This window comes from Fundidesulfovibrio putealis DSM 16056 (assembly GCF_000429325.1).
Lineage (GTDB): Bacteria > Desulfobacterota > Desulfovibrionia > Desulfovibrionales > Desulfovibrionaceae > Fundidesulfovibrio > Fundidesulfovibrio putealis.
In genome coordinates this window covers 240,851-259,396 of the sequence record NZ_KE386885.1, presented here as the reverse complement: position 1 = coordinate 259,396, position 18,546 = coordinate 240,851, and the positions used below count along the sequence as shown (strand labels likewise).

The following is an 18,546-nucleotide window of genomic DNA, read 5'->3' as shown; positions in this document are numbered from 1 at the left end:
TATGAGGGATACACGAGAGTGGGGCGGCGATGCGACCGGAATTTCGCAAAAGCGCCCCGCGACCGTGCGGTCGAGGGGCGCTGGATAAGTCCGTTTCGGCGATCTCGTCGTCAGGGCAGCGCCGGACCGCCCTTCAGGTAGTGCGACACGGCCATGATGGTGTTCACGTAGGTCTGCGAGTGGTTGTAGCGGAACAGCGACTCGCGCAGGGTGGCCTCGTCCTCCAGGTTTCCGGTGAAGCCGTGGCTTCGCAGGTAGTTGCCCATGGAGTTCACGGCGTCGCGCACGTTGAAGATGTCCACCTTGCCGTCGCCGTCGCCGTCCATGCCGAAGCGCAGAAGGCTCGTGGGCATGAACTGGCTGACCCCGATGGCCCCGTAAATGGAGCCGGGCATGGCGGCCATGTCCAGCCGGTTCTCCCTGGCGTAGCGGAACAGGGCCTTAAGCTCGGTGTAGGCCCAGGCGGCCTTTTCGGCGGCCTTGGCGTCCAGCCAGGTGCGGCGCTCCGGAGTGACCTTCTCGCCAGCGAACACATCCATGACCCTGGCCGTGGAGGTGCTTGCTGCCATGCTGGCCAGGTTGTTGACGGCCAGGTTGTCGCCCAGGAACTTGCCGGTGCGGGTCTCGACCGTCAAAAGCCCCACTGTGACCGTGGGGGGCACGCCGTAGCGCTGGCGGACCTCTTCCAGCACCGGGCCGTTGGCGTCCAGGAAGGCCTTGGCCTCGGCCAGGCGCTCGGGCTGCATGATGACCTCGTACATGTCCGGCGGACCCTTGGCGGCCATCTCCTTCAGGGTATTCTGGGTCTCGGGCGAGGCCTTGCCCTGCTCCTGGCGGGCCAGGGTGAGCAGGTCCAGCGTGAGGCGTCCGTCCGGGGTCAGGCCGTGGTCCTTATGGAAGGCGCGCACGCCGTTTCGGAACACGAAGTCGGGGCGGCCGCTTACCGGGCCGAAAAAGTAGCCCAGCGCGGCAAGGCGCGTCTGCAGTTCGCGCACCACGTCCGAGCCGTACTTGGCGGTGTACATCTCCAGGAGCTTCTTGCCCATGGGGTCCGGCGTGAAGCGCACGTCCGGGCGCGAGAACACGGCGGTCACCTCGGCCTGGGGGACGCCGTCGCTTACGAGGCGGGCCTTCACGGCGTCGAATTCGCCTGCGGCCCAGCTGGGGCCGGTGGCCGAGGCCAGAAGAATCGCGAGCAGCATGATGATGCGCATAATGGTCTCCGAAGGTAGGTATCAGCTGTTGGCCAGCAGTTCGCCCAGGTCCAGGAGGATGGCCCGCCCGTCCTGCATGCCGCAGGCCAGGTGCACGCCCTGCCCGCTCCAGGCCAGGGCCGACACCGGGCTGCCGAGCTCGGCGTCCAGGGGATAGGCCGTGAAGCGCTTGAACTCCGCCAGGAGCAGCGTGCCGTCGTCGAAGCCGCCCGCCGCGAAGGGGATGCGCGGGTTGGTGGCCAGGGCGGTCATGCGGGCCTCCTGCTGCACGGCGAAGGCCACGGGGGTGGGGTCGGGCTGGAAGCATTCGGGCACGGGCCAGCAGATAACAGCCTTGGTGCCGGAGTGCATGAGGTGGCGACCGTCGTGGGTCCAGCCAAGCTGCCCCGGTTTGGCCGGGAGCCCGGCCAGCCCGAACACGGTGCGGGTCTCCAGGTTGATGATGTGGATGGAATTTTCCTGGTGCCCGCAGGCCAGGTAGGCGCAGTCCGGCGAGAAGGACGGCGCGAGGCTTAAGCCCGCCAGGGCCAGCTTCACGGGTTCGCCGGGCTGGTCCATGTCCCACAGGCTGACGCCCCCGGCGTGGGTGGCGGCCAGGACCGCGCCCGTGGGGCTCAAGGCCAGCCCGGTCACGGTGGAGGGGTGCGGCCCGAACTCGGCCATGGACCCGGCTTCCAGGTCCAGGACGATCACCTCGCGTCCGGCGGAAACGGCCATGATGCGTCCGTCCGGCGAGGAGGCCATGTGCTCCAGCCACTGGCCCTGGGCCTGAACCACCTCGGTGGGCACGCCTTCGGCCGAGCAGTACATGAGGCGTCCGTCGTCGCCGCCGGAGAGCCAGCCGCCCGAGGGGTGCGCGCCCAGGCACAGGCAGGAGCCGTCGTGCATCTGGACGTAGCGGGGTTCGCCGCCGGGCAGGTCGATCACGGCGATGCGGCCGTCGCCCAGGGCGAAGGCCATCTTCGAGCCGTCTCGCGAGAAGGCGGCGCGCTCGGGAAAGGCTTCCAGCTGCCACTGCCACAGGCCGGGCGAGAGAAGAACGGGCGCGCTCATGAGGCCGCCAGGCAGCCGCGGAACGCGATCTGCAACGCCAGACGGTCCAGCTCGCGACCGATGAAAACAACGGTGCTGGTGCGCTTTTCGTCCTCTTTCCAGGGTTGGCCGAAGCCCATCTCCACCATCATGTGCACTCCCTGGAACACCAGGCGCTGCCGCTCGCCGGGCAGGTTGAGGATTCCCTTGCTGCGCATGACCTTCTGGCCATGGGCGTTCAGATACTGGCCGATCCAGGCCTTGAACTTGTCGAAGTCCACGGGCTTGTCGCTGACCAGGGACACCGAGGTCACCGAGTCGTGGGTGTGCTCGTGGGCCTCGCCGTCCAGCAGGTCCGGCTCTATCTCCAGCAGGCGCGCCAGGTCGAAGGAGCGCCGGTTCAGCACTTTGTCCAGGGGAACGTCGCAGCGGCTGGAGGCCATGATCTCGGCGCGCGGGTTCAGGCGGCGGATGGCGTCCCTGGCCAGGGCCAGCTCCGTCTCGTCGACCAGATCGGTCTTGTTGAGAATGATGGCGTCGGCGAAGACCACCTGCTCGCGCACCTGCTGGCTGCTGGCCAGCTGTTGCTCGAAGTGGCGGGCGTCCACCACGGTGACCACGGCGTCCAGGCTGGTGTTGGACTTGGTCTCCTGGTCCAGGAAGAAGGTCTGGATCACCGGGGCGGGGTCGGCAAGGCCCGTGGTCTCGATGAGGATGGCGTCCAGGTTGCCCTTGCGGCGGATCAGCCCGTTGACCATGCGGATCAGGTCGCCGCGCACGGTGCAGCAGATGCAGCCGTTGTTCATCTCGAAGATTTCCTCGTCCGAGTGGGCCACCAGCTGGTTGTCTATGCCTGCCTCGCCGAACTCGTTGACGATGACCGCGTAGCGCTTGCCGTGGTTCCCGGTGAGGATGCGGTTTAACAGCGTGGTCTTGCCCGCGCCGAGGTAGCCGGTCAGGACCGTAACCGGAATAGGGAGCATGTGGCCTCCTGAAGGACGATGTAAAGCACGCTGTAGCTAGTTCCCGGCTTGAGCCGTGTCAACCGGGAGGCCGCGCGCGGCGCGATCCTGTCCAGCCGTCCAGTCGGGTTTGCGTAGCGTCAGGCTATGCGGGTCTTATCGCGACGCGCGTCTCGTAATAGGGCGTGCCGTTGCCCAGCGCGCTCACGCGGGCGGCGATGATCCGGTTCAGCCCGTGCCCGGCGGCAACCCAGCCCCCCCGGCGGCACAGGCAGACGTCCGGGCGCTGGCGGGGGTCGAAGCGCGCCAGCACCTTCACCCGTCCAAGCCCGTTCTCCAGCCAGGCCTGCGCCCCGTCCGAAAGGCCATAGCGCCTGCCGGTGTCCGGGTGGATGCGGGCCTCGGGCAGCGGGTCGTGCTCGGCCAGGGTCAGCTCCGAGCACAGATGTTTCGGGCTGCCGGTGGTCAGGAGCGCCAGGGGATATTCGTCGCTGGCGTCCGGGAAGCCGTGGGCTTCGTCCAGGAACTCGAAGCGCCCGGACTGCGTGCGGAACGCGCCGCCCTGCCAGGGGACCATGGGCGCGTCCGGGTCGCGCACGGGGCCTTTGCGCAGCGCCTCCAGGCTGGAGCCCTTGTCGAAGAAGGGGCGGCAGATGATCTCCAGCCATTGGTCCAGGGGCTTTCTGTACTCGTCTGCGAAGGGAAAGCGCCGGGCGAGATCCTGGTAGATGTCGAACTGGGAGCGGCACTGGCCGGGCGGGTCGATGGCCTTGTTCACCGGTCCCAGATAGTTGTGCCCGTAGGCGGCCACCACGTCGTCCTCCTCCAGGAAGGTGGCGCAGGGCAGGAAGATGTGGGCCAGCCGGGCCGTGTCGTCCAGGAAGTGGCCCATATAGACCACGAACTCGCGGGAGGCGAAGGCTGCGGCCACGGCGCCCGAGTCCGGAGCCATGCACACCGGATTGGCCGCGCTGATAACGATCATGCGCACGGGCGGGCTGGCGGCTTCCGTGATCTCGCGCGCGATGTGCGGCAGCAGGAGGCTTCGCCTGGGCGGGTGCAGGTCCGCGCCCCAGACCGACTGGTCGTAGGGGCCGTATTCCTCGAACCCCTGGCTCACGCCGCCGCCGGGCACGCCGATGTTGCCGGTGATGGCCGCCAGGGCGTCCACGGCGCGCACGGCCAGATGGGCCTCCACGTGGCGGTGCATGCCCCAGCCCAGGAGGATGGCGGCTGGTTTCTCCCGGCAGAGGCGCTCGGCCAGATCGAGTAGGTCCTGCTCGGGCACTCCGGCCAGCCGGGCGTGTTCGGCCACGCTGCGCGAAAAGACAAGTTGCCGATAAGCGTCGAAGCCTCGCGTGTGACCAGCTATGAAATCGTCGTCCTGCCAGCCGTTCTCCAGCATCACGCGCGCGGCGCCCAGGGCCAGGTGCAGGTCCGCGCCGGGCGCGCCTTGGATGTGCCGGTCGCACAGGGCCAGGCTCTCGGTGGCTGCCGGGTCCACCAGCCAGACCTGGGAGCCTGGGCCTCCCTGCTTTCGCACAGTGGCCAGGATGCGGGTCATGTTGAACTGGGTCGCGGCGGGATTTCGCCCCCAGAGGATCACGGTGCGGCTGTTCAGGTGGTCCAGGGGATCATGGGAGATGCGCTCGCCGAAGTCGCGGCTCATGGCGGCGTAGGCCGTGCCGCTGCAGAGCGAACCGCGAAGCCCTGTCGCGCCGCCCAGGAGCGCGAAGAAACGTGCGTTCAAGAGCTTCAGCGCCGTGCGTTCGCCGTAGCCCTGGTAGTGCAGCACGGCTTCGGGGCCGGACTCTGCGACGACCGCTTTCAGGCGCTCGGCCACCTCGTCCAGGGCCTCGTCCCAGCCGATGCGCACCCAGCCCGAGTCCGTGCGGCGCATGGGATGGAGCACCCGCTCCGGGCTGTACACCCGCTGGACGTAGTCCTTCATCTTGGCGCAGCAGCCGCCCTGGTTCAGGGGATGGTCCGGGTTTCCCCGGATGGCCGTGAGGCGGCCCTCTTCCACCTTGGCCATCAGGCCGCAGCAACTGGGGCAGTCGCGGGTGCAGGTGGTGACCACAGCGCCGGGGTATCCGGGGCGGCCCGACAGGGGGGCGTTTTCGACGGTATTCATGGACTGCATTCGTATCGCAAACCGGCCCGGCCCGCCAGCGCCCCGCGTCTTGACCTCGGCCCGCCCTGGATGTAGCCACCCCCCCATGCCGCAAAACCCGTCACCAGATTCTCCGCTGGCCCAGCGCCCGGATTCTCGCCAGGAAGCCTCGGCTTTCAGCCAGGCCCTGCCCATCATCCTGGGGTACCTGCCCGTGGGCTTCGCCTACGGCGTGCTGGCCGTGAAGGCCGGGATGTCGCTGGCCAACACGGGCGCTATGTCGCTTTTGGTGTATGCGGGGTCCGCCCAGCTGATCGGCGTGGAGATGATCGGCGCGGGCGCGCCGCCCATCTCGGTGATCGCCACCACCCTGATCGTGAACCTGCGCCACGTGCTGTTTTCCGCCGCGCTCTCGCCGCATCTGGCGGGCTGGCCAACCCGGCGTATCGCCCGGTTCTGTTCGCAGCTCACGGACGAGACCTTCGCCCTGCACGCCACGCGCTTCCACAAACGCCAGAACTCCCCGGGCAAGACCCTGGCCATCAACGCCATGGCCCACGCAGCCTGGATAACGGGCGGCATCGCCGGGGCGGTGGCGGGCGGGTTCGTGCCGGACGTCAAACCCCTGGGTCTCGATTTCGCGCTGCCCGCCATGTTCGCGGTGCTTCTGGTCGGGCAGCTCCTCTCCAAGGCGCACGTGCTGGCCGCCGTGCTGGGCAGCGCCTTCGCCCTCATCCTGTCCCAGACCCCCGCCGCGCCCTACGCCACCCTTGCCGGAGCCATCCTGGCTGCGGCCATGGCGGCCATGACCCCCTGGGCCAGGCCCAAAACGGCCTGAAGCCGCCATCCCGGAAACATCACATGGACATCACATGGACCAGACCACCATCTTCCTGACCATCCTGGGCATGGCTGGCGTCACCTACCTGCCACGGCTCATCCCTGCGCTGTTCTTCGCCTCGCGCCCCATGCCGGAGCCGCTGCGGCGTTTCCTCTCGGTGGTGCCCCCGGCGGTGCTCGGGGCGCTCCTGGTGCAGTCGGTGCTGCTGTCCGGCGGGAAGCTTCGCGTCACGCCGGACAACGTGTTCCTGTGGGCGGCGCTGCTTACTGGTTTTCTGGCCTGGCGCACCAAGGGCTTCTTCGGGCCGGTGCTGGCCGGCATGGGGCTGGTGGCCGCTGCGCGCTTCTTTCTATGACAGTGACATGGCCCGTTGCCACGCTCCCGCATTCTCGGCTACGATGAAGCCGGAAACCCAGGAGGTTGCCATGGAAATGGACGAATTCACCGATACCGTGATCATCCGGGGCGAGGAATGCATGTACGACCCCAACAGGGGAATCGCCATCCTGCAATGCGAAAAATGTGGCCACATGAACCACGTGGAAGTGGAAGTGGTGGACGGAGAGGCGCGGTTTTACGGCTTCTCCTGCGAGAACTGCGGCACGTTCAATTCGGCTGACTAGCGGGTGGAGGGGAGCGTCGGGGGGGGAAGACTCCGGCGGCCAAAGGAACGAGTCCCTTTGGAATCCCCTGTAACTTCAGAGAGCAGGGGGTGGCCCGGCGCTTTCCGGATACGCAGCCCCATAAGGGGGGTCAGAGGGCGGAGCTCTTTGGCCGTCGGCTTCTCCCTGCAATAACGAACATGATTGTGTCGCGCGGGCATGCCCTATTGGGCCAGAGCCCGGGAGGGGATGTCCGCCGACACGTCATCCGGGGTGCCGATGAACCCGTCGGGACCTGCGCTGACCAGGCGCGCGGGGCCTGATTCCGGAATCAGCAGCACGTAGGGCGCGCCCCAGGGGTCGGAGAATATCTCGCTGGGCGCGTCCACGGGCTTGCCGGGCTCGGGGATGGTCGCCCCGAACAGGGCGTTGCGATTGGCCGCCCAGGCCTCGCGGCAAGGGTGGTTGGGCAGCGTCTTCTGGACGTTTATGCCCGCGCAGGCCCCGGACATGTCCCGGGTGATGGCCGAAAGGGGCTTGTCCTGGGTTTTCTGGGCCAGCCATCCGGCCAGGCTGACGAGCTTCGCTGCCTGCGCCGCGACCTCGGTCCTGGCGCGGTTTACCTGTACCAGCGCAGTGTCCTCTCTCGTGCGCTGCCACCCCCACCAGACGGCCAGCAGCACGGCGGCCAGCCCGAGGCATGAGCCCCAGCGCAGGCAGGCCCGGCGCACGGCCCGCAGCCTGTTCTCATCAGCGACCGAGCGCCACTCGCGCGTCTGTCGTTTCTCCAACTCCCTCTCCAGGCGTTCCAGATCATTAAGCGCCGCACGCCTGAAGCGCTGCAACGACTCCTGGTCGGCCCAGGCCGTGAGTCCTGGTGCACGCGGCCTTGCCGGGCGGGTCCTGAATCGGGCGATTCTTGCCAGTAGAGAAGTCTGTTGACGATTTGTATTACAATCCACTGCCGGTTCGTCATCGGCGCGCAGCAGGGCGTCCAGGCGGCTGATGGCCTCAAGGACCACGCCGCGCGGCTCAAGCGCATCCAGCGCCCCGGCTCCGCTGGCTGGCTCCAGGGCCTCGCGCATGGCGTCGAGCCCGCGCCGGGCGTCCAGGATGAGGGACTGCGCCATCTGCTTGCGGCGTTCCAGGTCGAGATCGGCGGGAGTCAGGGACAGCCGGGGGGCCGGGGTGCTCATGAGGCCAGAGAGTCCTTCACCTGGCGCAAAAACGCCTGGAGGTCTGCGTCCGAGGCGGGCTTGCCGTTCACGGACAGGGATGCGAAGCGTGCCACGGTATTGCCCCTGGGGGTGACGGCCTGGAGGAAATGGTGTTCGCGGGCCTCGTCCTGCCCGGCGAGCGTGCCTTCCAGGCGAAGCGTCCACTGCTGGCCCTGCCGCACCCAGGCGCAGGAGAAGCCGCCCTCATCCTGGGCGCGGCGCACCAGGAAGGACTCGAACTGCTCCAGGGTGAAGGGGCGGCCCGTGGGACTGGTAACGCCCAGAAAATCGCCGTTTGCCGAGTGCACCACCACGGGCATGCCCAGAAATTCAGCAGGCGGGCGCGGCCCGACGCCAGTCACGCTCTGAGCCGCAATACCTCCACGGCCTGACCCGGCTTCAGGGCGCGATGCCGGTGCGGGGCTTGCAACGCTTGCTGCGTCCGGCGTGCCGACCGTTCCCGGCCCCGCGTTTTCCGGTGCCGCCGATGCCCTGCGTGGCCAGCCAGGGGCGGCCTGGGCCGCCTCGTCGATGGCTCGCTGGATTCTGCCGGGAGCGCCTGGAGTTGCTGAACCAGACGCTGCCGGGCCGGAAGGCGTGGGCCGTGCCGCGCGTCCGGCCAGCACTGTGGCGGGCGGCGTCTGCCCCAGCCGGTCGGCCACGGTGTCCAGCTTGGCCAAAAGCTCGGTCATGAGCGAGTGGGTGCGGTTCTGCAGGTCAAAAAGCCCCTCCAGCAGGTCCTCGATGCGCTCAAGGGAGGCCTTGCCGGGTTCCGGCGTGGCCTGCGGGGCTGGAGCCTTTTCGGGGGCCGGGGCCACGGCCTCGAACTCCTGCCCCAGGTGCCTGCGGGTCTCCTCCACGGAGAGGCCCCGCTTGAAGTGGTGGTGGATGCGCCTGCACAGCCCCAGGGTATCCGCAGGGAAGCGAATGGGCTTGCCAAGGCTCGCGGTGCGGAAGAATTCCGGGAACTTGCGCCGGTAGCTCTTGATGGTGGTCACGGTGACGCCCAGGGCCTTGGCCAGCAGGGCGTGCGTCAGGGTAGGTTCGCCAGCAGTCGCCACCGGATCACCGCCTTCCCGAAAGGATGAGGGCCAGGGCCGTGGTCAGCTTCATGACCTCGGCGTTGGAGGAGCGCACCATCTCGGCCATGCGTTCGCACAGCGAGGCCAGCAGGCGCGCGCCCAGACGCGGCTCCCGCTCCACCAGCCCGAAGAAGCGCTCCCGGTCCGTGACCAGAAACGACGACTCCTCCAGGGTTTCCACCGTGGCCGAACGGGGGCTGTCCGACACGAGCCCCATTTCGCCGAACACGGGGTGCGCTTCTCCCGTGAGCGTTGCCAGCACCTTGCTCGGGTCCTTGCCAGCCAGGATGTCCGAGTCCAGGCCGGGCAAGAGCATGGTCTTCACGATGCGCACCTTGCCCCTTACCAGAATGAACATCTCCTGGCCCGCCTCGTTCTCGGTGATCACCCGCGAATTGGCGGGATAGGCGCGCTCGAAGAAAATGGGCCGCACCAGCTCCCGTTCCTCGGGGGTCAGATGCGCAAAAAGGCTGATGGATTCCAGGCGGAGCTGGCTCATGACTGGTTGTCCAGGAAGATGACCCCGTCGAATCCGGCGAGGTCCACGCCCGGGCCGGGGTTGAGCACCACGCGCGGCCCCTGCTGGCCCAGGGATGAGCTGCGCCCTGCGGCCTGGAACAGCTCCATGATGTAGGAGTCAAGCGCCTGGGAGGTGTCCAGGACGTCCTCCAGCTTCAGTTCGTGCGGAAGGCGGCAGACGCCCATGGGCAGCTGCCCGGTGCTTTGCAGGGTGTTGCGGACCACCTCGGCCCAGCCCTGGGATTTTTCGACCTGGGTCAGGGGGCGATAACGCAGCCCGCCCCCGGTGCTGTTCCCGAGCTGTCCCGCCCCGGCTGCCCCGGCGGTCAGCAGGGTATAGAGCACGTCGTGCATCACGGGGTGCACGGCCAAAAAAGCCATGGCCTTTCCGGCCAGTTCCTCGCGCCCCAGGGCGGTGGTGACTCCGGCGCGCATCAGGTGGTCTCGGCTCTGGTCGCGCAGGGCTTCGGCGTACAAGGTGACGCGGGGGGCCTGGGCGCGCACGGTCAGCGCCGTGAGCACGCTGCGGTTGTCGGCCTCCTCGGGGGTGACGTCCTCGCCGGGCAAAATATAGATGAGGCGCGCCTGATCCGGCTTGGCGCGCTCCAGCACGGAGCGCTGGGAGGTGTCGCCGCGCACGAAGTGCAAATCAGCGCCCAGGTCCAGAAGGGCGGAGATCTCCTCGAAGCGGGCGGGGTCGATGTCGGCGGCCAGCACGAAGGGTGCGCGCGCGAATTCCGGCATGCGGCGCAGCCGCTCAACCAGCAGCGCCCCGTGGGAGTTCCAGCCCAGGATGAGGACATGACCTTGCGCGCTCACAGGCAGAAGCCCCCGTCGTTTCTTGTTGCGGCGCTCCACCATGGCCGAAGCCACGGAACCCGTGACCGCCGACACAAGGCCGATGCCAGAAGCCATGACGCCCATGCCCAGCAGCCTGCCGGACATGGTCTTGGGGGCGAAGTCGCCGTAGCCCACCGTGAACAGCGTGACCACGGCCCACCACAGCCCCTCGAAAAAACCCACCGGCTCGGCCTGCGTGTGGGCCTCCAGGTGGGCGAACCCGATCGCCGAAGCGGTCAGGATCACCCCCATGAAGGCCAGCGGCCAGGCCAGCGGGTTATCAGTCCATCTGGCCCAGATCGTTCGCATACTCCAGGTCGCCCTGGCGCTTGAGCAACTCCTCGAAGCGGATGTCCGCGCCGAGCACGCCCGTTATCTTGTCGTTCTGATCGGCAACGGGCAGCGACACGGTCAGGCAGAGCTTGCCCGTGAACGCCGAGGTGTAGAAGTCGGTGATGTGCAGCTTGCCGTTCTGCATGGGCCGCTGGAACCATTCGCGGTCGGACTGGTCCACGCCCACGGTCATGGAGGCGAACCTGGGCCGGTCCGCAGGGTCGGAGACCTTGCGGGCCACGATCTTGCCCTCGGTGTCGGTCAGGTACATGAACTGGATGAAGGGGTACTCGCCCAGGAAGCGCTCCATGCAGAACATGGCGTCTTCGCTGATGAGCTGGCGGATGCACATCTCCTCGGAGAGCTTGAGGATCAGCTGCGCGGCCAGGGTGTGGGCCAGCTTCTTCAGGTGGTCGAACTCGGAGGCGAACAGCTCCGGCATGTAGCGCTTCACCAGGGCCTTCATCTCCTGGTTGGAGAAGGAGGTGTTGCGCCCGGCCTCGTAGGCTTCCATGATGCGGTTGTAGATCTTGTCCACTGCCGGGTGGCGCTTGTCCACCTGGTCGTCGCCCGCGAGCTCCAGGGAGGTGTTGATCCAGTAGCTGACGCCCGCCTTGCCCGACTTGTCGGTGATGATGATGGGCACGGGGCGGCCGAGGATCTTGGTGGTGTCGAAGATGTTGTAGATCTCTTCGTTCTTGGCCAGCCCGTCCACGTGGATGCCCGCCGAGGTGGCGTTGAAGTCGCGTCCGGCAAAGGGGTAGTTGGCCGGGACGTTGTACTCAAGCTCCTCCTCGAAGTAGCGCACGATCTCCGAGATGACCGGCGTGTTGGCCGCGTCGTCCTCGCCGGTGAGCGAGATGTACTCGATGATCATGGCCTCCAGGGGGGCGTTGCCGGTGCGCTCGCCAAAGCCCAGCAGGGTGCAGTTGGCCCCGGCGCAGCCCGACAGCCAGGCCGTGGAGGCGTTGATGAGCACCTTGTGGAAGTCGTTGTGGCCGTGCCACTCCAGCCATTCTCCGGGCACCTGGGCCTCGTCGGTGAAGGCGCGCACCAGCTTGGCCACGCTGCGGGGCAGGGCGGCTCCGGCGTAGGGCACGCCGTAGCCCATGGTGTCGCACAGGCGGATCTTCACGGGGATGCCCGCCTCGCGGGAGCGCTCCATCAGGGCCTGGGCGAAGGGCAGGCAGAAGCCGTAGATGTCGGCGCGGGTCAGGTCCTCGAAGTGGCAGCGGGGGATGATGCCCCACTCCAGAGCCTGGTCCACCACTTCCAGGTAGTCGGCCATGGCGGCCGCGCGGTCTTTTCCGAGCTTCAGGTGGATGTGGTAGTCCGAGACCGAGGTGAGCATACCGGTCTCTTTGAGGCCCATGGACTTGACCAGCTTCAGGTCGTTCTTGTTGGCGCGGATCCAGCCGGTGACTTCGGGGTAGCGGAAGTCCATGTTCTGGCAGGCTTCCACGGCGCGGCGGTCCTTGTCGGAGTAGAGGAAGAACTCGCTGGCCCGGATCAGCCCGGAGTGCCCGCCCAGCTTGTGCAGCAGGCTGAAGATGTGCGCGATCTGCTTGACCGTGTAGGGCGGCCTGGCCTGCTGGCCGTCGCGGAAGGTGGTATCGGTTATGAACATCCGCTCGGCCGGGCGCGGCATGACGATGGTGTCGTCGAAGGGAACGCGGCTCACCTTGGTGTAGGGGAAGAGCTCCCGGTACAGTTCGGGCGTTTCCCTGTTGTCCAGGCGCAGGCGGGGGGTGGTGCGGTTCAGATGCATGAGGGTCATGACCGGGATATCCTCCTTGGGGGCAAAGGCGCTGGAAAGCTGGCGAGCGGCATCAGGCCTTGATTCTCTGTGTCCAGGTATCAACGATTTGTTTTTCCCGCAACACGCGGGGGCTGGAGGGGCTGGCAGCCAGGGCCAGCTCCACGGCCTCCAGGGCGTGGGTCATCCAGCCGCCCTGGCGCAGGCTCTGGGAGGCCATGATGTACATGAGCTCCGGGGAGTCGCCATAGATGGCCGCCAGCAGGGCGTCGTAGTCCTGGCCGAAGATCTTGCGCACCAGGGCGTTCTGCTCGAAGAGGAACCGCCCCAGAAGCGGATTCTCGCCCTGGTCGGTAAGATACACCAGCATGAGCTTTCTGCACTGGGAGAAGAAGAAGCGCACCCGCGCGATCTCGCGCCGGATGGACTCGTTGGTCTGGAGCACCACCTGGAACAGCTCGCGGGAGATGAGGTGCTCGGCCTCGGGCAGTTCGCGGTCCATGAGCTCGCGGAACCAGGGGCCGTAGTTCTGCTGCTGGTAGGCGTCTTCCTTGAGCTTCATGGTCTCGTGGAAGACGTAGCCGATGGACCAGTCCAGGAACTGACCCGAAAGGCCGGGCTTGGAGTCGTTCCTGAACAGGTGGTGGGCCGTGTCCTTCAGGCGCCACAACAGGCCCTTGTTCATCTCCTCGCCCACCAGGTCGTGCAGCACCTCGAAGGAGACCTGGTTGGCCTGGTCGAACATGGTGAACTGGCTCTCCAGGATGTCGGCGGAGAGGCAGAAGTCGCGCATCATGTCGCGCACGAACTCGGGCAGCTTTTCGGTGATCCAGGCTTTGGACATTATCGCCTCACGGTTCGAAAGGGATTCGGCCGGCTCCGGCCCATTTGAAGGCAAGCGAGGCAAGCGCCGCCAGCCTGTCGTCCACCAGCTTGAAAAGCGTGCCCTCGGGGTACTTGCCGTCCGGGCCGCGCTGCCCGGCGGGCAGTCCGGTGAGTATCTCCATGGCCTGCTCGATGGTCTCCAGGGGGTAGATGCGGAACTTGCCGTCGGCCACGGCCTGCACCACCTCCTCCTTGAGCATCAGGTTCACCACGTTGTCCTTGGGGATCATGACGCCCTGGTTGCCGGTCAGGCCCCGGCGGCGGCAGACCTCGAAGAAACCCTCGATCTTCTGGTTCACGCCGCCAACCGCCAGGATGGCCCCGGAGGAGCTGACCGCGCCGGTGAAGGCGAAGGACAAATCGATGGGCGCGCCGGACAGCGCCGAGAGGAGCGCGGCCAGTTCAGCGCCCGAGGCCGAATCTCCCTCCACTTCGGCGTAGCTCTGCTCGAAGCACAGGCTGCCGGTGAGCACCACGGGCTTGTCCTGGGCGAACTGGCTGACCAGATAGCTTTTCAGGATCATCATGCCCTTGGTGTGGATGGGGCCGCCAAGCTCGGCCTCGCGTTCCAGGTCCAGGATACCGCCGTGCCCGACGCCCACGGTGGAGGCGATCTGGTGCGGCAGGCCGAAGGCGAAGTCGCCGTACATGCGAACGGACAGGCCGTTGGCCCGGCCCACGGCGCTGCCCGTGGTGGCGACCTTGATCATCTCCCGGTCGTATTCGGCGATGAACTCCTCCTCCAGGAGGTTTGCCCGGAACATGCGGGCGTCGCGGGCGCTTCGCAGCACCTCGCCGTCCACCAGGGACTTGCCACGCAGGGTGGCCAGGGCCGAGGCTTCGCACATGAGCTCGCGCAGGAGCGGCAGGCGAAGCGTCAGGCGCGACTGGTCGTCGCACAGGGTGGAAGCCTGCTCCACCAGCGCGGCCAGGGCCTCGCGGTTGAAGGGCTTGAGGTCGGCCTCGGCGATGATGCGGCCCAAAAAGCCCAAAAGCCGCAGCTCGTTCTCCGGGGTGCGGGGCACGTGGTCCTGCAGGTGGGCTTTGAGCTTGAAGAGCTTCTGGAAGCGCTCGTCGCCGTAAAGAAGCATCTCATAGGCCTCGTCCGAGCCTACCAGGATGACCTTGGCGTTCACGGGCAGGGGCTGGGGCTCGATGGTGCGGGTGCGCACCTGCTCGCCCTCGGTGGGGTCCTCGATGCGGCACAGGCCGGAGCGCAGCGCGCGCAGGAGGCCCTCCCAGGCCTGACCGCCGTGGGCCAGGTCGTCGATGCGCAGGACGAGATATCCGCCCAGGGCCTTGTGCAGCGAGCCGGGCTTGATGAGGGTGTGGTCGGTGTAGAGCGCGCCGAAGTCGGATTCGCGCTCCACGCAGCCCAGCAGGTTGTGATGGTTGGGGTGGTCCTCGATGATGACCGGCGCGCCCTCGCTCTTGGAGTTGTCCACGAAGAGGTTCACCTCGTAGCGCTCTTCCAGGGCGTCTCCGGTGTTGCCCTGGTCGGGCTGGCCGGGGGGCATGGCCGGGGGGGCTTCCTTGGCCAGGAAGCCCTCGTAGTTCTCGATGACGTCCTGGCGCACGCGGTTCACGAAGGCCAGCACCTCGGGGTTGGCCTCGAAGGCCGTAAGCAGCCCGGCCAGATGGTAGTCGGCCACCTCGGCGGCGGTCTCCTGGTCCAGCTTCTTCTCGCGGTCGCGGTAGGCGCGGTCCTCGGCGGAGAGCGTGCGCAGGTAGCCGCCCATGTCGGTCATGATCTGGTCGCCCTGGGCTTTCAAATCCTTGCGGGTCTCGGGGTCCATGCGCTCGTAGTCTTCGTCGCTGACCACCTTGCCTTCCACCAGGGGGTAGAGAGTCAGGCCGCCCTGCTCGTCCACGTCCAGGTTGAAGCCCTGGTCCTGGGCGCGCTCCTCCATTTCGGCGAAGAGGTCCTCGCGGGCGGACTGGAAATCGCGCACCAGCACCTGGCGCTTGGCGATGTGACCCTCCTGCTCGAAGCGGGTGGGGATCTCCTCGCGGATGGCGGTCACGGCCTTGGCCAGGTCGGCCTTGAGCACGCGGCCCTGTCCTGCCGGCAGCAGCAGGGCCTGGGGGCGGTCCTGGTCGTCGAAGTTGTGCACGTAGACGATGTCCGGCGGGGTGGGGGCGTTGGCGGCCACCGGGGTCAGGAAGCTCTTCAGGAAATAGGTGCGCCCAAGGTAGGGGTCGCCCGCGAGGTAGATGTTGTACTCGCGTCCGGTGAGCGTGAGGCCGAGTTCGAGCGCGGAGAGCGCGCGCGGCTGGAGCTCGGCCATGGAGGCTCCGCCCTGCGGTATCTCGGTGCTGTCGGCGTAGGGGATGGCGTCGGGAGGGCACACGGCACGGAGCCTGTCCAGGGGAAGCGAGGAAATTTTGGGCATGGAGTGTTGGGTTGGGGTTTCAAGGCTTGGCCGCCCTGCTGCGGGCGCTACCGGAAACAATAACGCGGGCGGGGCCTGAGGGCAAGTTCGCGAATGCAAAGGCCAGGGCAGGTCGTGATCGTGAACGGGCTACGTCCCAGATGCGGCAAACCCTGGTCACGCCGAAAGGCTTGCCTGCGAAGGCGGAAGAGGTACGGCTCGCTTCCTCGGCCGCCTGTGAGCCAAAGGGCGGTTTTGCTCCATGCGGGCGAGCTTCTCCCGCAACAGCTCGATCTCCATGGCCTGCCTTTCGCGTAAGCAAGCACAAAGCTGCACGTTGTGCTGCATAAGTTCCTATGGCATATTAAGCTATTGATTTTACGCATTGCCATTCGAAGTATCTGAATCCCTCGCGAGCTCTTCATTATGCACATCCTTCCTTCATCCGGGAGAGTCCCTCAGGTCCGCACGTCGCAAGCATTCTGGCTGCTGCTAATCGGCTGCGCGGCGACCCTTCTCACGGCCTTGGTGGCAAAGGGACTCACACAACGGCTTATTTACGAATGGTACACCCTGGCCCATCCCTACTTCGTCAACCCCATGGAGGGGCGTGAAGCGGTCAAGGCCTGGATGCTGGGCAACGCTGCCTCCATCTATCCCGTGCAGCCTGGCACGTCCTTCATCGTCACCATCTATCCGCCCCTGTACCACCTGCTCACCCTGGTCACGGCGCATGCGACCGACGATTTCCTGCTCGCCGGACGGCTTGTGAGCCTGGCGTCCACCGGCGTGGTGGCGGGCCTGATCATGGCCTGGACCAATCACTCCACGGGCAACCGGCTGATCGCCGCCATCACCGGGCTGTCGTTTCTGGCCGACGCCTTCACCACTTGGGGTGCGCAGGCCCGGCCGGACATGACGGCTCACGCGCTAGCTCTCGGCGGAGCATACCTGTTCTTGCGGGCGCAAACGCCTCGGGAATCGTTTTGGGCGGCGTTACTTGCGGCCATGGCTCTCTTCACCAAACAGCAAACCCTGCCCTTCATCCTGGGAACCCTGCTCTACGGCCTGCTCAAGGGTCCGAAAGAGCGGCGCAATCTTATCACCTATTTGTGGGCCCTGGCCGTTTTTACCGTGGTGCCGGGGTTTGTCTTGAACGAGATGACCCACGGACAGTTTTTCACCGACATCGTCGAGTATCCGGCGCGCATGGGCGAGGTCCCCGGTATTTTTACCATGGAAAACCTCCTGGGCCGCGCGCGCACGCTGTGGGAAGTGACGGCCTGGAAGACAGCGCTCACAGGGGGCTGGGCCATCGCCTGTCTCCTGTCACTGCGGCTCGATTTTGCCTTGCTGCTCCTGCTGCTCAACCTGCCCTTCGTCCTGCGCCTTCTCGGCACCTGGGGCGCGGACTACAATTACGCGCTAGGCCTGATCATCCTCATGTACCCCTGCCTCGGCATGCTTGCCGGAAGGTTCGTGCGCCTCCCCAAAGCCGGGTCGTTCGCTGCAGCAGTTCTGTTCATCCTGGTGAACCTGGACGGCGGGCACACGTTTTCCCGGGCGATTCTGGACAATCCGCACCTGGGCAAATTTTCCGGCGTGCGCGAAGGACTTATGGAACGCCTGCGCCGGACGCCAGGGCCGATTCTAGTGAACACTGAGGGTGGGCAGTTGTTTCTGGGGCAGGGGCTTGAATCCAAGCTGGTGTTCTTCGACGCCATTGAGCTCGGTCTGTTTGAGAAAGCCGGATTCTGGGCCTTTTCGGACTCTTCGTTGGCTCGGAACATTGCAGGCCGTGAATACGCTATCATAGTCTTGTCCAACAATTTCATCCCCCAAAACATGACGTGGCTCATGTCAGGCTATTATGCCTCTCAGGGGGTCATGGGACAGTATGAACTCTACGCCCCGCGCCCCGAAGACTCCATCGTTCCAATCTCCTCCCTGTCGTTGCCGATTCAGGTCGGTGATGTTTCGATGAAACTTTTGGCGGAAGAAAACATCCGGGTTGCCGAGGATCACATCGAACCACACGACCAGGCCTTGCCCGCGAACCTGACCGTTGAGGTGGAGACACGCTCCAGCATTAAGGAACTCGAGCTGTCCCTTTTCCCCAGACTGAACCACTCCGACGGATCCAGCCTTTCCATTACGGTGTCCAGTGGGGCTGAGGGCTTAGAGCGGACTTGGATTTGCCCGACGCTTCCTGGTCGTGAATGGTCGGGCATCTGGGAGATGCACGCTTCCGAGCACTTTGCCACACGCGGTGACAGAATACGCATCACCTTTCATTTGAAAGGCAACTCACAACTCTACTTCAACAAGTCGCGACCGATGATGATTTACCTGACTGGAAAATAATCAAATACGGTAACTGTTCTCGATGTGTCCTGGATGTCGATAGTCTCACATTCAGTCTTGAATATACAGGTTGAGAATATTGTTTGTGCAATTTCATGACCTGTCAAGAAGACGCCGCCGTGGCTTAGGCCAACAATTCCGGAGTCACTCGTACCAACGAGGAGTGGGCCTCTAATGGTTACAGTCCTGTTCTCGGCGCAACCCGGAATCGCGACAAGCAAAATCAAACCGACAACGATAGAACGGAACATCACAAACCCCTCGTGGCAATTGCGTTCTTTGCGCGAGCGAGGCCGACTCAAACCCGGACACAGAGTGCGAATCCGGGCAGGTCACGGAAATGGCCAGCGAGTCTGAATCGATCGCGTATGGAGAGAAGCTGAGAGAAGCCATCATCACGGAGGGCGGAACACG

15 protein-coding genes are annotated in these 18,546 nt (G+C 65.9%); 4 read left to right on the top strand and 11 right to left on the bottom strand.

Features of this window, described 5'->3' with window-relative positions; translation table 11 throughout:
- Nucleotides 1–110: 110 nt before the first annotated feature.
- From G453_RS25045 to G453_RS0117895, 4 genes are all read right to left on the bottom strand, one after another.
- On the bottom strand, nucleotides 111–1,214 hold the full coding sequence (locus G453_RS25045; RefSeq protein ID WP_043646327.1) for a lytic murein transglycosylase: 1,104 nt from the start codon (nucleotides 1,212–1,214) through the stop codon (nucleotides 111–113).
- Between the two features lie 21 nt (nucleotides 1,215–1,235).
- Complete coding sequence (locus G453_RS0117905; RefSeq protein WP_027192134.1) at nucleotides 1,236–2,267, bottom strand: WD40 repeat domain-containing protein; 1,032 nt, start codon at nucleotides 2,265–2,267, stop codon at nucleotides 1,236–1,238.
- Nucleotides 2,264–3,229: a CobW family GTP-binding protein gene (locus G453_RS0117900; RefSeq protein ID WP_027192133.1), complete on the bottom strand. Its 966-nt coding sequence runs from the start codon at nucleotides 3,227–3,229 to the stop codon at nucleotides 2,264–2,266. Before G453_RS0117900 ends, G453_RS0117905 begins: the two co-directional genes overlap by 4 nt.
- A 124-nt stretch (nucleotides 3,230–3,353) precedes the next feature.
- Complete coding sequence (locus G453_RS0117895; protein ID WP_051272683.1) at nucleotides 3,354–5,342, bottom strand: molybdopterin-containing oxidoreductase family protein; 1,989 nt, start codon at nucleotides 5,340–5,342, stop codon at nucleotides 3,354–3,356.
- Between the two features lie 85 nt (nucleotides 5,343–5,427).
- On the opposite strand from G453_RS0117895, the gene G453_RS25040 reads away from it, so the two are divergent.
- The 3 genes from G453_RS25040 to G453_RS0117880 all read left to right on the top strand — a co-directional run bounded on the left by G453_RS25040 (nucleotide 5,428) and on the right by G453_RS0117880 (nucleotide 6,785).
- The gene (locus G453_RS25040) at nucleotides 5,428–6,159 is read left to right on the top strand and encodes an AzlC family ABC transporter permease (RefSeq protein WP_084502512.1); all 732 of its coding nucleotides are present in this window, start codon (nucleotides 5,428–5,430) and stop codon (nucleotides 6,157–6,159) included.
- Nucleotides 6,160–6,193: 34 nt separating this feature from the next.
- On the top strand, nucleotides 6,194–6,517 hold the full coding sequence (locus tag G453_RS0117885) for an AzlD domain-containing protein (RefSeq protein WP_027192131.1): 324 nt from the start codon (nucleotides 6,194–6,196) through the stop codon (nucleotides 6,515–6,517).
- 70 nt (nucleotides 6,518–6,587) lie between these two features.
- Complete coding sequence (locus G453_RS0117880) at nucleotides 6,588–6,785, top strand: hypothetical protein (RefSeq protein WP_235731798.1); 198 nt, start codon at nucleotides 6,588–6,590, stop codon at nucleotides 6,783–6,785.
- 203 nt (nucleotides 6,786–6,988) lie between these two features.
- On the opposite strand, the gene G453_RS0117875 is transcribed toward G453_RS0117880, so the two are convergent.
- Genes G453_RS0117875 through G453_RS25030 form a run of 7 tightly spaced genes read right to left on the bottom strand, consistent with a single transcriptional unit; the run spans nucleotide 6,989 to nucleotide 15,789 of the window.
- Nucleotides 6,989–7,960, bottom strand: coding sequence for a hypothetical protein (locus G453_RS0117875; RefSeq protein WP_027192129.1), 972 nt, complete (start codon nucleotides 7,958–7,960; stop codon nucleotides 6,989–6,991).
- Nucleotides 7,957–9,042 carry a hypothetical protein gene (locus G453_RS0117870; protein WP_027192128.1) on the bottom strand — a complete coding sequence of 362 codons (1,086 nt, stop codon included), beginning with the start codon at nucleotides 9,040–9,042 and terminating at the stop codon, nucleotides 7,957–7,959. Before G453_RS0117870 ends, G453_RS0117875 begins: the two co-directional genes overlap by 4 nt.
- A 4-nt stretch (nucleotides 9,043–9,046) precedes the next feature.
- Nucleotides 9,047–9,562 (bottom strand): cyclic nucleotide-binding domain-containing protein, encoded by a 516-nt coding sequence (locus tag G453_RS0117865; protein ID WP_027192127.1) that lies wholly within the window; start codon nucleotides 9,560–9,562, stop codon nucleotides 9,047–9,049.
- Complete coding sequence (locus tag G453_RS25035; protein WP_043646636.1) at nucleotides 9,559–10,731, bottom strand: potassium channel family protein; 1,173 nt, start codon at nucleotides 10,729–10,731, stop codon at nucleotides 9,559–9,561. Before G453_RS25035 ends, G453_RS0117865 begins: the two co-directional genes overlap by 4 nt.
- Nucleotides 10,703–12,532, bottom strand: coding sequence for a triose-phosphate isomerase (locus G453_RS0117855; protein WP_027192126.1), 1,830 nt, complete (start codon nucleotides 12,530–12,532; stop codon nucleotides 10,703–10,705). Before G453_RS0117855 ends, G453_RS25035 begins: the two co-directional genes overlap by 29 nt.
- 52 nt (nucleotides 12,533–12,584) lie before the next feature.
- Nucleotides 12,585–13,355, bottom strand: coding sequence for a hypothetical protein (locus tag G453_RS0117850; protein ID WP_027192125.1), 771 nt, complete (start codon nucleotides 13,353–13,355; stop codon nucleotides 12,585–12,587).
- A 7-nt stretch (nucleotides 13,356–13,362) separates the two neighbouring features.
- The gene (locus tag G453_RS25030; RefSeq protein WP_043646323.1) at nucleotides 13,363–15,789 is read right to left on the bottom strand and encodes a Lon protease family protein; all 2,427 of its coding nucleotides are present in this window, start codon (nucleotides 15,787–15,789) and stop codon (nucleotides 13,363–13,365) included.
- Between the two features lie 405 nt (nucleotides 15,790–16,194).
- Between G453_RS25030 and G453_RS0117835 the strand changes: the two genes are divergently transcribed.
- Nucleotides 16,195–18,132, top strand: a complete 1,938-nt coding sequence (locus tag G453_RS0117835; protein ID WP_027192124.1) for a hypothetical protein — start codon at nucleotides 16,195–16,197, stop codon at nucleotides 18,130–18,132.
- Nucleotides 18,133–18,546: the final 414 nt, after the last annotated feature.